The 13,556-nt window shown below is 71.8% G+C and carries 13 protein-coding genes and 5 pseudogenes; 10 read left to right on the top strand and 8 right to left on the bottom strand.

The features are described from left to right. Positions 1-38: 38 nt before the first annotated feature. Positions 39-998 carry an ATP-dependent DNA ligase gene (locus ABZ396_RS30555; RefSeq protein ID WP_358926578.1) on the bottom strand — a complete coding sequence of 320 codons (960 nt, stop codon included), beginning with the start codon at positions 996-998 and terminating at the stop codon, positions 39-41. A gap of 274 nt (positions 999-1,272) precedes the next feature. Beyond that, a pseudogene (locus tag ABZ396_RS30560) lies at positions 1,273-2,202 on the bottom strand (MFS transporter); the annotation flags it as partial. On the opposite strand from ABZ396_RS30560, the pseudogene ABZ396_RS30565 reads away from it, so the two are divergent. After that, positions 2,202-2,501: pseudogene (locus ABZ396_RS30565) on the top strand (TetR/AcrR family transcriptional regulator); the annotation flags it as partial. The pseudogenes ABZ396_RS30560 and ABZ396_RS30565 overlap by 1 nt on opposite strands. Here ABZ396_RS30565 and ABZ396_RS30570 read toward each other — a convergent pair. Together ABZ396_RS30570 and ABZ396_RS30575 are read right to left on the bottom strand one after the other, a co-directional pair. After that, positions 2,485-2,682, bottom strand: a pseudogene (locus tag ABZ396_RS30570) (theronine dehydrogenase); the annotation flags it as partial. The pseudogenes ABZ396_RS30565 and ABZ396_RS30570 overlap by 17 nt on opposite strands. A 36-nt stretch (positions 2,683-2,718) precedes the next feature. Then, positions 2,719-3,516 carry an EamA family transporter gene (locus ABZ396_RS30575; protein WP_358926579.1) on the bottom strand — a complete coding sequence of 266 codons (798 nt, stop codon included), beginning with the start codon at positions 3,514-3,516 and terminating at the stop codon, positions 2,719-2,721. Positions 3,517-3,668: 152 nt separating this feature from the next. On the opposite strand from ABZ396_RS30575, the gene ABZ396_RS30580 reads away from it, so the two are divergent. The 7 genes from ABZ396_RS30580 (at position 3,669) to ABZ396_RS30610 (ending at position 10,413) form a co-directional block, all read left to right on the top strand. Beyond that, positions 3,669-4,526 carry a LysR family transcriptional regulator gene (locus ABZ396_RS30580; RefSeq protein ID WP_358926570.1) on the top strand — a complete coding sequence of 286 codons (858 nt, stop codon included), beginning with the start codon at positions 3,669-3,671 and terminating at the stop codon, positions 4,524-4,526. Between the two features lie 105 nt (positions 4,527-4,631). Continuing rightward, complete coding sequence (locus tag ABZ396_RS30585; protein WP_358926571.1) at positions 4,632-5,282, top strand: GntR family transcriptional regulator; 651 nt, start codon at positions 4,632-4,634, stop codon at positions 5,280-5,282. Positions 5,283-5,333: 51 nt separating this feature from the next. Then, entirely contained in the window at positions 5,334-6,086 is a 753-nt protein-coding gene (locus ABZ396_RS30590; protein ID WP_358926572.1) for a PIG-L deacetylase family protein, read from the top strand. Next, a complete protein-coding gene (locus ABZ396_RS30595) occupies positions 6,083-6,787 on the top strand; it encodes a 4-carboxy-4-hydroxy-2-oxoadipate aldolase/oxaloacetate decarboxylase (protein WP_358926573.1) in 705 nt (234 codons plus the stop codon). Before ABZ396_RS30590 ends, ABZ396_RS30595 begins: the two co-directional genes overlap by 4 nt. Beyond that, positions 6,784-7,902 (top strand): 4-oxalomesaconate tautomerase, encoded by a 1,119-nt coding sequence (locus ABZ396_RS30600; RefSeq protein WP_358926574.1) that lies wholly within the window; start codon positions 6,784-6,786, stop codon positions 7,900-7,902. Before ABZ396_RS30595 ends, ABZ396_RS30600 begins: the two co-directional genes overlap by 4 nt. Continuing rightward, positions 7,883-8,833 (top strand): catechol 2,3-dioxygenase, encoded by a 951-nt coding sequence (locus tag ABZ396_RS30605; RefSeq protein ID WP_358926575.1) that lies wholly within the window; start codon positions 7,883-7,885, stop codon positions 8,831-8,833. Before ABZ396_RS30600 ends, ABZ396_RS30605 begins: the two co-directional genes overlap by 20 nt. Before the next feature lie 254 nt (positions 8,834-9,087). Continuing rightward, positions 9,088-10,413 carry an aromatic acid/H+ symport family MFS transporter gene (locus ABZ396_RS30610; protein ID WP_359186421.1) on the top strand — a complete coding sequence of 442 codons (1,326 nt, stop codon included), beginning with the start codon at positions 9,088-9,090 and terminating at the stop codon, positions 10,411-10,413. 56 nt (positions 10,414-10,469) lie between these two features. On the opposite strand, the gene ABZ396_RS30615 is transcribed toward ABZ396_RS30610, so the two are convergent. The 4 genes and pseudogenes from ABZ396_RS30615 to ABZ396_RS30630 all read right to left on the bottom strand — a co-directional run bounded on the left by ABZ396_RS30615 (position 10,470) and on the right by ABZ396_RS30630 (position 12,264). Further along, positions 10,470-11,234 (bottom strand): DUF2690 domain-containing protein, encoded by a 765-nt coding sequence (locus ABZ396_RS30615; RefSeq protein WP_358923199.1) that lies wholly within the window; start codon positions 11,232-11,234, stop codon positions 10,470-10,472. 194 nt (positions 11,235-11,428) lie between these two features. Continuing rightward, positions 11,429-11,848 carry an SH3 domain-containing protein gene (locus ABZ396_RS30620; protein WP_358923200.1) on the bottom strand — a complete coding sequence of 140 codons (420 nt, stop codon included), beginning with the start codon at positions 11,846-11,848 and terminating at the stop codon, positions 11,429-11,431. A 41-nt stretch (positions 11,849-11,889) separates the two neighbouring features. After that, positions 11,890-11,964 (bottom strand): annotated as a pseudogene (locus tag ABZ396_RS30625) (hypothetical protein); the annotation flags it as partial. Positions 11,965-11,976: 12 nt separating this feature from the next. Next, a complete protein-coding gene (locus tag ABZ396_RS30630) occupies positions 11,977-12,264 on the bottom strand; it encodes a cupin domain-containing protein (RefSeq protein WP_358923202.1) in 288 nt (95 codons plus the stop codon). Between the two features lie 5 nt (positions 12,265-12,269). Between ABZ396_RS30630 and ABZ396_RS30635 the strand changes: the two are divergent. Both ABZ396_RS30635 and ABZ396_RS30640 read left to right on the top strand, forming a co-directional pair. Beyond that, positions 12,270-12,768, top strand: a pseudogene (locus ABZ396_RS30635) (aldehyde dehydrogenase family protein); the annotation flags it as partial. Positions 12,769-12,878: 110 nt separating this feature from the next. Further along, on the top strand, positions 12,879-13,415 hold the full coding sequence (locus tag ABZ396_RS30640) for a MarR family transcriptional regulator (protein ID WP_358923204.1): 537 nt from the start codon (positions 12,879-12,881) through the stop codon (positions 13,413-13,415). Positions 13,416-13,556 lie beyond the last annotated feature (141 nt).

Here is a 13,556-nt window from a genome sequence, read left to right on the forward strand (position 1 = left end):
CAGTCGGTTCGTGTGCTCCGTGGAAGCGCCGGCAGTGGTCAGCCGATGCCGTCCGGCAGGTCGGCCGCCGACTCCTCCGGCGTGAGATCCGGGCGCAGCCGCAGCCAGGACGGCTGGCGCAGCAGCCCGGCCCGGGTCCGGGTGCTGTAACTGACCTCGCCGACCAGCCGGGGCAGTACCCAGTGGGCGCCCGGGACCCGCGGGACCGGGTCGAAGGGGCACACGTCGGTTCCGGCGGCCCGCAGCAGCGCGGCCAGTTCCGTCCGTTCCGCCTGGCTCCAGCCGGTGCCCACCCCGCCGACGTACCGCAGCCGCCCGTCGGCGGACCGCTGGCCGACCAGCACCGCGCCCGGCAGCCCGGTCAGCCGCCCCTTGCCCGGCAGCCAGCCGCCGACGATCACGTCCTCGGCGCGCATGTTCCGGATCTTGATCCAGGCGCGGGACCGCACCCCCGGCTCGTACACCGAGTCCAGCCGTTTGCAGACCAGGCCCTCCAGTCCGTGCTCCCGGGTGGCCCGCAGCGCCTCGGCGCCGTGCCCGACGACGGCCCCGGGCGTCGACCAGTAGGGCCCGTCGAGGCCCAGCGACTCCAGCCGGGTCCGCCGCTGCGCGTACGGCAGCCTCAGCAGTGGGCCGCCCTCCAGATGCAGCACGTCGAACAGCACCAGATGGACCGGGGTGGGCGCGGCCATCCGTGCCGCCCGGGCCGGGGCGTGCGCCAGGCCCATCCGGCTCTGCAGCAACTGGAAGTCGGCGCGCCCGTTCTCGTCGAGGGCCAGTACCTCGCCGTCCAGGATCGCCGGGACCCGGCCCAGCATCCCGCCCAGCGGGCGCAGTTCGGGATAGGCGGCGGTGATCTCCTCGCCGGACCGGGCGCGCAGCAGCAGACCGCCGTCGCCGGGCAGATAGACGACCGCGCGCTGGCCGTCCTGCTTGGTCTCGTACGCCCACCGGGCGTCCTGCGCGGCGGGCGGCAGTCTGCCGGGCGTGGCGAGCATGGGCGGGATCAGCGGCAGGGCGGTGGTCACGGCAGAAGATGTGAACCGCGTACGGCCGTGGCACGCGTCTTCCGGCGCCGGTTCCCCCGAACAGCCTTCAGGAGCCGCCCGCCGGCGGCGGAGGCTGCACCAGCCCGGACTGGTGGGCCATCACCACGAGTTGGGCCCGGTCGTGGGCGTCCAGGTACCCCGGACGGCCCCCCAGAGCGTGCGGAGCGGGCCGCCCACCGAAGGCACGGCCCGCCCCCTACGGGTCACCGTCCTCGTCCGCCGCTCAGTGCACCGACTCGGCCGTGTGCTCGACCGGTGCCGGAGCGGGCTCCGCGGCCGCCGGGCGGCGGCCGGGCAGGAAGGAGGCGAGGACGAAGGCGAGCACGGCCGCGCCCGCACCGATGGCCATGACGACCTTGCACGCGTTCTCGGAGGGCAGGGTGAAGCCGCCGAGGCTGATGGTCAGCTGGGCCAGGATCACGCCGGCGACGGTGCTGGCCACCGACGTACCGATGGACCGCATCAGCGTGTTGAGGCTGTTGGCGGCGGCCGTCTCCGACGCCGGCACGGCACCCATGATCAGCGCGGGCATCGCGCCGTAGGCGAAGCCGACACCGGCGCCGATGATGCAGGAGACCAGGACCAGGTGCCAGACCTCGGACATCAGGACGATGTTCAGGCCGTAGCCCGCCGCGACGATCACCGCGCCGGTCATCAGCGTGATCTTCGGGCCCTTGGCCTTGGTGATGGCGGCCGAGACCGGGGCGAAGCCCATCATGACCAGACCCTGAGGGGCCATCACCAGACCGACCGTCATCATCGACCTGCCGAGGCCGTAGCCCGTCTGGGTCGGCAGCTGGAGCAGCTGCGGCAGCACCAGGGACATCGCGAACATCGAGAAGCCGAACGCGATCGAGGCGAGGTTGGTGAACAGCACCTGGCGGCGGACCGTGGTGCGCAGGTCGACCAGCGGGTGGGTGGTGCGCAACTCGAAGAAGCCCCAGGCGACGAGGACCACGACAGCGAGCGCGAAGAGGCCGAGCGTGGTGCCGCTCGCCCAGCCCCAGTCGGCGCCCTTGGAGACGCCGAGCAGCAGCGAGACCAGGCCGACCGCCAGGCCGACCGCCAGGCCGACGGCGCCGACCGCGTCGAAGCGGCCGCCCGAGCGCACCTTGGACTCCGGCACCAGGAGCATGACCAGCGCGAAGGCGACGACTGGCGACCGACCCGGCCCTCTACGAGATCATGGTCGAGGAGTCCCTCGCCTCGCCCGCGCTGCGCGAGGCCGTCGCCGGGCTCCACCGGTGCCTGCCCGAACTGCCCGCCGAAGTCCGCGCCGAACGCGGCCAGATGGCGCGGACGCTGATCCTGCACACCTGCGCCGAGCGCGAGCGTGCCCTCGCCGAGGGCACTGACACCCCCCGTGCCACCTGGGGCGACGCGGCCACCGGGCTCACCGACGCGCTCCTGGGGCTGTGGCTGGCGCCTTTCACCGCTACGCATCGAAGGTGACGACGACCTTCTCCGCGGCGCCCGGAGCGAGCGCCAGCTCGAAGGCGCGGTGGACCCCGGTGAACGGGACGCGGTGGCTGATCAGCTTCGCGAACCGCTCGTGGTGCTCGACCAGTTCGGGGGTGACCTCGAAGATCTCGGTCGGGTAGCCCTGCGAGGCGACGGTAGTGGGTGGGCTGCGGGGCGGTAGCGGCAGATCATATACAGCGCCGCGCCCCTAACCGGTCGCGATGCTGACCGCGTTGGCCGCGACCACCGCCCCGAGTCCCGCCCACTCCGGCACCCCCAGGCTCTGCCCCAGCACCACCCAGCCGACCACCGCCGCCAGCACCGGGTTGACGCTCATGAACAGGCCGAAAGTCTGAGCCGGTACCTTGCGCAGGGTCAGCAGGTCGGCCAGGTACGGCACCGCCGACGACAGGACGCCCGCCGCCACCGCGCACAGGACGGCCCCGGCCGCCGGCGGGTGTCGTACCGCCACCACGACGCCGACCGGCAGGAACGTCAGCGCCGACACGCTGGCGGCGGCCGCCGACCCCTGTGCCCCCGATATACGGCGCCCGACCACCCGGTTCAGCAGGATGTACGACGCCCAGCAGCCCGCCGCCACCAGGCCCAGCCCCATCCCCGTGTAGTCCGTCGACGGCTGCGGGCGCATCAGCACCACCACTCCCGCCGCCGCCACTACCGCGCACCCCGCGTCCAGCCGGCGGCGCGACGCGGCCAGGGCGATGGTGAGCGGGCCCAGGAACTCCAGGGTGACCGCCAGACCCAGGCCGATACGGTCGATCGCGGTGTACAGGGTCAGGTTCATCGTGCCGAAGACCGCCGCCAGCAGCAGCACCGGCCACCACTGGTGCCAGGTGAAGGCGCGGAGCCGCGGGCGGGCGACGGCCACCAGGACGAGTGCGGCCACGTACTGCCGTACCGCCACCACACCGAGCGGGCCGAGGCCCGGGAAGGCCAGGGCGCCGATCGCCGCGCCGGTCTGGTTGGACAGGCCGCTGCCGAACATGGTCGCCACGCCGGCCGGCCGCCCCGGCTCGGGGGTCGAGGCCGCGGTCGCGAGGGCTGCCGGGCGTTCGAGGGCTCGTCGCATGACAGCAGAGTCCGCCCGCTCGAGCCTTGCGTAAAATGCATGGGCTTCGGGATCTATACGCTTGTCGTATGGATGAGGTCGGGCTGCGGCAGCTGCGCTGTCTCGTCGCCATCGTCGACGAGGGCACCTTCACCGATGCGGCGATCGCCCTGGGGGTGTCCCAGGCCGCTGTGTCCCGCACCCTCGCTGGGCTCGAACGGGTCCTGGGCGTACGTCTGTTGCGGCGCACCTCGCGCGAGGTGACACCGACGGCGACCGGGCTGCGGGTGGTGGAGCGGGCCCGGCGGGTGCTGGCGGACGTCGCCGACCTGGTCCAGGAGGCCGGCTCGGGACACACCCGGCTGCGGGTCGGCTACGCCTGGTCGGCGGTGGGGCGGCACACCGTGGCCTTCCAGCGGAGCTGGACCGCCACCCACCCCGGGACCGATCTGCGTCTCGTCCGGGTGAACACGGCCTCCGCCGGGCTCGGTGAAGGAAGCTGCGACCTGGCCGTCGTACGGCGGCCGCTCGAGGACCGGCGGTTCGACACGGCGATCGTGGGGCTGGAGCGACGGCTGTGTGCGGTGGCCACCGACGATCCGCTGGCCCGGCGCCGGTCCGTACGGCTCGCCGACCTCACCGGCCGGACCGTCCTGACCGACCGGCGCACCGGCACCACCACTCCCGAACTGTGGCCGGCGCAGTCCCGCCCGGCCGTCGAGGAGACGCACTCCGTCGACGACTGGCTCACCGAGATCGCCGCCGGACGCGGCATCGGCGTGACCGCGGAGTCGACCGCCCACCAGTATCCGAGGCCTGGCATCGTCTACCGCCCGGTGCGGGACGCCGAACCGGTGGCCGTCCGGCTGGCCTGGTGGCGGGACGATCCGCACCCCGCCCACCAGGCCGTTCTCGAACTGCTCAGCGAGTTGTACCGCAACGGCTGAGCGCGCGGGGCACCGGATTGCCCCGGCAATACGGCGGACAAAATTGTTGACAATCTTGTTTGGCTAGATTTACGTTCGACAGGCACTCACTCAGGGAGGGCAACGATGCCGAAAGAAGCCCGTCCGAGCACCGGAGAGCAGGCCAAGCAGCATGCGCTCGCGCTGCTGCGGCAGGCGATCCTGCACGGCGAGATGGCCCCGGCCCAGCGGCTGGTGGAGAACGAGCTCGCCGAGGAGTTCGGTGTGACGCGGGCCAGCATCCGTGCGGCGCTGATCGATCTGGAGGGGCAGGGACTGGTCGAGCGGATCCGCAACCGCGGCTCGCGGGTGCGGGTGGTGACCGTGGAGGAAGCGGTCGCGATCACGGAGTGCCGCATGGTCCTGGAAGGACTGTGCGCGGCGAAGGCGGCCGTCGCGGCCAGCGACGAGCACCTCACCGAGCTCGCGGACCTCGGGGCGGCCATGACCAAGGCCGTCGCGGACGGGGAACCGGTCACCTACTCCGAGCTCAACCACGGACTGCACGACAAGATCCGGGAGATCTCCGGGCAGCAGACCGCCCTGGAACTGCTGGAGCGGCTCAATGCCCAACTAGTGCGTCACCGCTTCCAGTTGGCGCTGCGTCCGGGGCGTCCGCAGCAATCCCTGAACGAGCATCTGGCGATGATCGAGGCGATCAGGGCCAGGGACCCGCAGGCGGCCGAGGCGGCCGTCCGCGCCCACCTCACGAGCGTGATCGACGCACTGAGCGACTGAGACGCCCGGGGCTGGGTGGGCGCACACCTGTCCACCAAGGAGATTTCTGCAATGACGCACGCCAACGCGCCTGCCACCCCACCTCGATCCACCCTGGTCGTCACCGCGCACGCCGGGGACTTCGTGTGGCGCGCGGGCGGAGCCATCGCCCTGGCCGCGTCCCGGGGCGAGAAGGTCACCATCGCGTGTCTGACCTTCGGCGAGCGCGGTGAGTCCGCCAAGGCATGGCGTGAGGGCAAGAAGCTTGAGGAGATCAAGGCGATACGCCGGGAGGAGGCGGAGAAGGCCGCCGCCGCCCTCGGCGCCGAGGTCCGCTTCTTCGACGCCGGCGACTACCCCCTGGTCGCATCCGCCGAACTGACCGACCAACTGGTCGCCGTCTACCGCGAGACCCGGCCCGACGTCGTGCTCACCCACCCCGTCGAGGACCCGTACAACGGCGACCACCCGGCCGCCAACCGCATGGCGCTGGAGGCCCGAATCCTCGCCCAGGCCATCGGCTACCCCGGCGAGGGCGACATCATCGGTGCCCCGCCGGTCTTCTACTTCGAGCCGCACCAGCCCGAGATGAGCGGCTTCAAGCCCGAGGTCCTCCTCGACATCACCGAGGTCTGGGACACCAAGCGCAAGGCGATGGAGTGCCTCGGCGCCCAGCAGCACCTGTGGGCCTACTACACCGACCTCGCCGTCCGCCGGGGCGTCCAGCTCAAGCGCAACGCCGGCCCCAACCTGGGCCTGGCGCACAGCACCATGGCCGAGGCGTTCATGCGGCCGTTCCCGCAGATCGCGAAGGAGCTGGCATGAGCGGCGTGATCGTCACCAACCCGCCGAAGGCGGAGCTCAAGGACGTCGGCGCGCTCGCCGGCTTCGGCGTGGCCACCGTCAGCGAGGCGATGGGGCGGACCGGCCTGCTCGGTCCGGGGATCCGGCCCGTCCAGCAGGGCGTGCGGGTCGCGGGTACGGCCGTCACCGTGCTCAGCTGGCCCGGCGACAACCTCATGATCCATGCGGCCGTCGAGCAGTGCGGCGAGGGCGACATCCTGGTCGTCACCACCACCTCGCCGTGCACGGACGGCCTGTTCGGCGAGCTGTTCGCGACCGCGCTGAAGCAGCGCGGGGTGCGCGGCGTCGTCGTCAACACGGGTATCCGCGACACCCAGGAACTGCGGGACATGGGCTTCGCCGCCTGGTCCCGGGCGGTCTCCTCGCAGGGCACGGTGAAGGCCACCGGCGGCTCGGTCAATGTGCCGATCGCGATCGACGGCCAGGTGATCAACCCGGGTGACGTGATCCTCGCCGACGACGACGGTGTCGTGGTCGTGCCCCGGGAGCGGGTCCGCGAGACGGCCGAGAAGTCCGAGGGCCGCGAGGCCAAGGAGGCCGCGACCCGCGCCGCGTTCATGGAGGGTCAACTCGGCCTGGACCGCTACGGACTGAGGGACACCCTGAAGCGGCTCGGCGTCGAGTACAAGACGTACGAGGAGTACGAGGAGTACACCAAATGACCGGGCTCGCGGAGGTGCGCTGCATGCTGATGCGCGGCGGCACGTCCAAGGGCGCCTACTTCCTGGCCGACGACCTGCCCGCCGACCCCGCCGCCCGCGACGGCCTGCTGCTGCGCGTGATGGGCAGTCCCGACCCGCGTCAGATCGACGGCCTGGGCGGGGCGCACCCCCTCACCAGCAAAGTGGCAGTGGTCGCACCGTCCGACGACCCGGAGACGGACGTCGACTACCTCTTCCTTCAAGTCGCCGTCGATCGACCTGAAGTGACTGACGGTCAGAACTGTGGCAACATCCTCGCCGGAGTCGGCCCGTTCGCCGTGGAGCGGGGGCTCGTGGCCCCCGGTGACGGCGAGACCTCGGTACGGATCCGCATGCTCAACACGGGGGAGTTGGCCATCGCCACCTTCCCGACGCCCGGCGGGCGCGTCGACTACACCGGGGAGGCCGAGATCTCCGGCGTGCCCGGCACGGCCGCCCCGGTGGTGATCGAGTTTCCGGCCGGCCAGAGCCCGCTGCTGCCCACCGGGAACGTCCGCGACACCGTCGCCGGCACGTCGGTGACCTGCGTCGACAACGGCATGCCGACCGTGCTCATCGTCGCGCGCGACCTGATGGTCACCGGGTACGAGACGCCCAAGGACCTGGAGGAGGACCTGGCCCTCGCCGACCGGCTCCACGAGATCCGGCTGGCCGCGGGGAAGCTGATGGGCCTCGGCGATGTCGAGACCGCCACCGTGCCCAAGCTCAGCCTGCTCGCCCCGCCCCGCGACGGCGGCGCGGTCACCACCCGGACCTTCATCCCGGTCCGCTGCCACACCTCGATCGGCGTCCTCGGCGCCGCGAGCGTGGCCGCGGGGCTGCGGCTGCCCGGCGGCGTGGGGGAGGGGGTCGCCCGGCTCCCGGAACACGGCGACCGTATCCGCGTCGAACACCCCACCGGATTCCTGGAGATCGACACCAGCGTCGACCCCGGGCCCGACGGCTCCCCGCCGGCCGCCCGCCACACCGCGGTCGTCCGCACCGCCCGCAAGATCTTCGACGGCACGGTTTTCCCCCGCGCCGCCGCCATCCCCGCACAATCCCAAGGAGGCAACGATGGCTCCGCCTCTCGGTGACATCGCCCATGTCGGCCACGCCCAGTTGTTCACCCCGGATCTGGACGCCAGTGTCGCCTTCTTCACCGACTACCTCGGACTGACCGTCAACGGCCAGGACGGCGAAACCGTCTATCTGCGCACCTTCGACGACTACGAGCACCACAGCCTGGTCCTCACCGCCCGGGACCGGCCGGGGCTCGGCCGGCTCGCCCTGCGCACCTCCAGCGAGGAGGCCCTGAGCCGGCGTATCAAGGCGGTCGAGGAGGCGGGCGGCACCGGACAATGGGTCGAGGACGAGCCCGGCCTCGGCAAGCTCTACGTCACCTGCGACCCGGACGGCCACGAGCACGCCCTCTACTGGGAGAGCGAGCACTACCGGGCCCCCGACGAGCTCAGGCCCGCGCTGAAGAACCAGCCGCAGGCCAAGCCCAACCGGGGCGTCGGCGTGCGCCGCCTGGACCACGTCAACTTCCTGGCCGCCGACGTGCTCGCCAACGCCGAGTTCCAGGAACAGGTGCTGGGCGCCCGGCCGACCGAGCAGATCTGCCTCGACACCGGGAAGATCGCGGCCCGCTGGCTGACCTTCACCAACAAGTCGTACGACGTCGTGTACACCTCGGACTGGACGGGCTCGACCGGGCGGCTGCACCACATCGCCTTCGCCACCGACACCCGCGAGGACGTCCTGCGCGCGGCCGATCTGGCCATCGACAGCGGTGTGTTCATCGAGACCGGCCCGCACAAGCACGCCATCCAGCAGACGTTCTTCCTGTACGTCTACGAGCCGGGCGGCAACCGCATCGAGCTCTGCAACCCGCTCACCCGGCTGGTGCTGGCGCCCGACTGGCCGCTGATCACCTGGACCGAGGCCGAACGGGCCAAGGGCCAGGCCTGGGGTCTGCAGACGATCGAGTCCTTCCACACCCATGGGACCCCGCCGGTCGACTGACCCGTTTTCGGCCATCAGGGGGGTGGGGACGCGCTGCTGTGCGTCCACCACCCCCCGTTGCCACCTGGGACTTTCCCGGTGTCCACGGTGGTGCGGCCGGTGTCTGGATCGTTGCTGAGATCGTTGACAAAAGCGTTGACACTCTCGCTTGCCGGTCCTTAGCGTCTACGCACCACGGGTCAGCCGCACGAGCCGCGCGGCCCGCTCCTTGATCCCCTCCAGGGAACGCCCTCCTGGACGAGAGGAAAACAAAGATGTCCTCCTCCCCCGCCCTGTCCGCTCGCGGCAGCAAACTGGCCCTGCTGGTCGTCGGTCTGTGCTGGCTGGCCGTGCTCTTCGACGGCCTCGACATGTTCATCTACGGCTCGGTGCTGCCCCACCTGCTGGAGACCAAGACCTTCGGCCTCACCGCGGACCAGGCCGGCGACCTCGGGTCCTACGCCACCTTCGGCATGCTGGTGGGCGCCCTGACCGCGGGCACGGTCGCGGACCGGATCGGCCGCAAGCAGCTGATGATCGGCTGCGTCACGCTGTTCTCGCTCGCCTCCGGCATCTGCGCGATCTCGGGCAGCGTCGCCGTCTTCGGCCTCGGCCGCACCCTGGCCGGCGTCGGCCTCGGCGGGCTGCTGCCGACCGCGATCAGCATGGTGTCGGACTACGCCAGGGGCGGCCGGGTGGCGATCACCATCGGCATGCTGATGACCGCCCACCACGCGGGCGGCATCCTCTCCGCCTACGTCGCCAAGTGGCTGGTCGAGCCGGCCGGCTGGCGCGCCGCCTTCTGGGTCTGTGTGCTCCCGCTGCTCTTCGTGCCCGTGCTGCTGAAGTTCCTCCCGGAGTCGCTGAGCTTCCTGGTCGCCAAGGGCCGCGGCGAGGAGGCCCGCGCGCTGGCCGGCCGCTACGAGGCCGAACTGCCCGCCGCAGCCGTCAAGAAGACCGCCGGCGACCGCTACGACGCGCTGCTCAACCTGTTCCGCGGCGGCGAGTGGGCGCAGACCCTGCTGTACTGGCTGGCCTCCTTCGGCGGTCTGCTGCTGGTCTACGGCGTCGCCACCTGGCTGCCCACCCTGATGCGCGGCGAGGGCTACGCGCTGGGCTCCGCCCTCTCCTTCGTCGTCGTCTTCAACCTCGGCGGCATCGTGGGCATGCTGGTCGCAGGCCGCGCCGCGGACAGGTTCGGCGCCCCGCGCATCTCCGCCATCTGGTTCGCCCTGACAGCCGTCGGCGTCTACCTGCTCAGCATCCACATGGCCACGGGCGTGACCATGGTGGTCGTCTTCCTCACCGGTGTGTTCCTCAACAGCGCCCAGACGATGATCTACGCGACCGTCTCCATCCGCTCCACCCCGGACAGCCGGGCCACGGCCGTCGGCTGGACCTCGGGCATGGGCCGCTTCGGCGCCGTCTTCGGCCCGTGGCTCGGCGGCCAGCTGCTCGCGGCGGGCAACGGCGACTGGGGCTTCACCGCCTTCGCGCTCGCCGGTGTCTCCTCGATGGTGTTCATCGGTATCGCCGCCCTGCGCTCGGCCAGGCAGCCGCAGCGCAGCAACGACCAGGAGCAACTGGCCGTCGCCCACTGACCGGTGTCTCCGACCGGTCCGGCGCCGCGCTCCTTCCACGGGCGCGGCGCCACTTCTCATTCCTCCAGGCCTGCCTCGGCCTCCAGTCCGGTGCATGCCCGTTTCCCCTCGACGTCCGCACACGCCTCCACCCCCCGGGGCGTCGGCACCGCGAGCATAGGGCTGGTGTAGCCGACGGAGTCCTCGGCGGGATAGCTCGCGGAGAGCACGTTCTGCCCGGCCCGGATCGAGACCTCCCGGGCGTGCGGGGCGCGGAGCCGCACCTCGGACCAGGCCGTGCCGCACGTGGGGGAGTAGCGCAGCCGGACGTCGTATGCGGTGTCGCTGACGGTGGTCATGGTCTGCGCGTCCCGGGCGCACGCCGAGGCGTCCGGCAACTCGCCCTGACAGGACCGGCCGTGACAGCGCGGTGCCCCCGACGTTGGCTGCGCGCCCTGGGCTGCGCGCCGGTCCGACACGGTCATGGCGGCCGCGGTCACCCCGGCCACGGCGAGCAGCGCGAGCGCGGTCAGCGGCAGCCGCCACCACCGCCTCGCCCGTGGCTTCTCCGAGGCGGAAGCCGTGGGCGGCTGCTTTTCGGCGGCCTTGTACAGGGCCAGTACGGCCGCCGGGTCGGCGCCCGCGAGCCGGGCCAGGGCCTCCACGGCCGGGCGCGGCGGCCGCTTGGCGCCGGTGAGATAGCGGTGCCAGGCGGACTTGCTGTACGGGGTACGGGCGGCCAGCGCCGCCAGGCTCAGTCCCGTGCGCTCCTTCAGCTCGCGCAGGCTCGCCGTCGGCGAATCGTCCGATGGGGTGGTGGTCGCTCCTTCGGGGTGCCGCATGTCGCGTGCCTCGACTTCATTACGCTATGGGCGTTTCGCCCCTGTTGTCGGGATGGCTTCCCATGGGGACCGGGCCCGCAATCGGCGAACAGGAGTGAAGAGTGGGAATCGGGGGGTGCATGTCGAAGGCCTGTTCGGGAACGGAGGTTCCCGAACAGGCCTCTGCGGTCAGGGAGTACGGCGGGACGGACCCGTCAGCACCACGGAACGGCGTGGCCGACCCGGACGTAGCGGGCGGAGACGAACCCCTTCTTGTGCGGGAGCCGGTACCAGGTGTGGTTGCCGCGCACCGAGGCGCCGTACGTCTTGCAGGCCACCGGGACGAGCCGGTTGCTGTGACGGTGGCCGACCACGCGGTAGTGGGTGCTCGGGCCGGAGCGGACGTTCAGCCGGACGTGGTGCGTGGTGACCCGGCCGACAGTGCGGTAGTTGTAGTGCCGGTGGTGACGGTGGGCCGCCGGGGCCGGCAGGGTGGTGTAGTTGTAGTACTGCACGATGCCCTGCGGTGCGGGGATCGGAGTGGCGGCGCTCGCGGTGGCGGCCCCGGCCGTGGGCAGGAACGCGAACACCGCGACCGTGGCCAGCAGGCCGCTCTTCAGGATCCGTCGGGACATGGAAACCTCCGTGCTGTCGTGCTCGTGACCACGAAGCGCGATCACGATTCGGAGGATTGCCATGGCCGGGGGCCATCATGTCGTCCCCGCGTGCCCCGGGACGGCTGGGACGTCCCTGGGGACGGGGCTCAGCCCATCTGGTCCTCGGCGGAGAGGTGCTCGACCGTCTTCTCCGTCTCCGTGAAGGTCCGGGTGACATACCCCGACGAGTACACCCACAGGATCCGCAGCGGGGTGTCACCGACGTTGCGGAACAGGTGGGGGATGGGGGACGGGACGTATGTGGTGTCGAACCGCTCCAGCCGGGTCGCCTCGCCGTCCACCCACACCTCGGCCTCGCCCTCCAGAACGGTCACGTGCTCGTCGCAGTTGTGCGAGTGCAACGGCGCCCCGGAGCCAACCGGATAGACGCTCATCCCGCCGCTTCCAGGGGGAACTCGGCGGCCAGAACGCCTCGGTGCTGCTGCGCGACGCCGCCCTGCCGCCCGCCGCGAAGGCCGTCGTTGCCGCCGCCTTCGGCCAGGCCGGGCAGCGCTGCACCGCCACCGGCCGGGTGGTCGTCGAACGACCGGTGTACGACGAGTTCGTCGCACTGCCGGTCGCGGAGGTGGCGGCGCTGACGGTCGGCCCGGGCAGCGAATCGGCACCACCCTGTGCCCGCTGTCGCAGAACGCCCTGCTCATCGCCGTGGATCCGGCCGCCTTCGGCGATCCGGACGCCTTCGCCGCGGCGGTCTACGACACCCTGGGCACGCTGAAGGGCCTGCCGGTCGCGGAAGGCGCGGACGGGGTGTTCTCCCCGGGGGAGCGCAGTGCGGCGGTGGCCGAGGAACAGGGGGGAAGGGGATTCCGCTGGCGCCGAAGGTATGGCGGGAACTGACGGAACACGCGGAGAGGCTGGGCGTGGCACTGCCGGCCTGATACGCGGCACCCCACTGTCTTTGATCCGAGCGACGGTCGCTGCGCAGGAGCGTGTGTGAACGCGCGCGTAACTTACTTGAGTTACGCAACGATATGCTAAACTGGCCGGTATGTCCACAGAACCCCTGCCAGCCGTCCCCGCCGCCACCGCGGAGGTCATCGAGATCGAGCGTGCGCTGACGCGCATCACCTACCTGAGCACCCGGGCCCGGCAGCACGAGCGGCTGATGGCCCTCGCCGGTGTCCCGCTGGACCGCGCCGCGGTGGCCCTGCTGCGCCAGGTCGCCGACTCCGAGCCGCTGCGCCCGGGGGAGCTCGCCCACCGGCTCGGAGTCGAGGCGTCCCATGTGACGCGCACGGTGCAGCAGCTCCAGAGGTCGGGCTACGTCACCCGGGTCCCCGATCCGGACGACCGCCGCGCTCAGCGGATCGAGCTCACCGACGCCGGACGCGAGGCCGTCCACCAGGTCCGGCACGCCGGAGCGCGCGGGATGCAACTGGCCCTGGCCGAATGGAAGCCGGAGGAGCTGCGGCAGCTGGCGACGCTGTTCCACCGCATGGTCGACGACTTCCTGGCTTACGCGGTCGAGGATGACCCCGGCCCGGAGACCGGGGAGACAGTGCCCTCCTCGGGCCGGACCGTGTGAGTCGGTCGATGATCGCCCCGGCCGCCCCGGCCGCCGCGCCGCTCGGGCCGCCGCGGCCATGGGTGCGGTCACGGTGGCACGGCTCGCCGTGTTCACCGGCGGCGTGGACGCCCGGCACGCCCGTCCGCGCGAATGCGTTGA

Origin of the sequence: Streptomyces sp. NPDC005866 (assembly GCF_040629895.1) — a bacterium.
GTDB lineage: Bacteria > Actinomycetota > Actinomycetes > Streptomycetales > Streptomycetaceae > Streptomyces.